The 1,231-nt window shown below is 40.5% G+C and carries 1 pseudogene; it reads right to left on the bottom strand.

The window, feature by feature from the left end:
- Nucleotides 1-961: 961 nt before the first annotated feature.
- Nucleotides 962-1,231: pseudogene (locus tag ACTHUR_RS11415) on the bottom strand (DUF927 domain-containing protein); the annotation flags it as partial.

Below are 1,231 nucleotides of genomic sequence, written 5' to 3'. Positions count from 1 at the left end.
ATATAATCATGTTCTTGTTTACGGTAAAAGTTACCCCAAAAGTTACCCCAAAACTTTAAGGTAGGGGCATTTTTTTGGCACTATTTACCCCTTGTCAGATTGCCAGTTTAAGCTGTTTGGGTGGCAGGGGCAAAAATATTTTGCGGCATTTCTGCCAAGCTGTAAACATGGTTGAATTGTAACACTGGAAATTATCCGCGCTTGTGGGGTGTTCTCTGCTTTCTTCTTCCAGTCGTCCGATATTGTCTCTCGGGCGGCTTTTGTTTGTATCGGCTCTGTCAGTCATGCGCCCAAACAAAAAAAGCGTATATATACAAAAAAACGCAAAAATCGTTTGTTACCTTGTTACCAATGGCTGAAAGCCTTGCCAGTCATGGCTTACATGGTAACAAAACACATATTTTAACCTTGTTACCATTTGTTACCGCTCCTATTTTTTAAGCGTAACCATTTGAATATAAAAGGGTAACAAGTGGTAACAAATCGGTAACAAGTAAATTTATGTTCATTTGTTACCGTTTTTTCTGTGTTTTTATATTTATATTCATATAGTTATAAGTGTTAAATTTTGTGGTAACAAAGGTAACAAGTGATTTTGCCTCGCGCATATGGTTTTATCTTTTCGCGTGTCTTGGTCTTCTTTCCTTTTTATGGGCTCCAAAAATTCAAGGGCTGCTTTTCTCGCGCGCGCGCGTATTGGTGTCGAAATTATTTATCCCTCGTCTGTCTTTGTTGGTCATAGCGTAAATAGGCTAAAATCGCGCTGTAAGCGCGTTTCTTTGTTTTGGTAGGGTAGGTATAGGGAAAGGGTCAAACAGTCCTAATTTTTGAGATTTAGGGGCTTCCTGTTAATTTTATGCTTTCTTGGTTGGTCTGCCTGAATGTTTAGACGTAAAAAAGCCCGCCTGTGTTGATCCCGGCGGGCTTGGTTAGGATTTTGGAATTAACCCCATGTAAATGATTAGTCGTCCAGTTCTATATTTGTAGCTAAAACATGAAACCAGCCGTTACCTTTCCGCTGGTGTTGGTAGCCTCTGTTTTTGTGGTTATATTTCAACAATCCATTATCTGCTAATACGCGGCAAACTTTCGCTTCATCGAAACTTTGGGCGATTTCATCGGCAAAGACACGGCGGATTACCCACAATTCCAATTTTTCCCCCTCCTGTTTCCTATATCCTGCATGGTCTTTATTGGTGCTTTTATCGCTCCATTCCATAAACCGCGTGCC

The sequence above is a fragment of the Neisseria sp. P0021.S007 genome (assembly GCF_051956855.1).
Note: the sequence above shows the minus strand (reverse complement) of the source record. Positions and strands in the feature narration are given on the sequence as shown.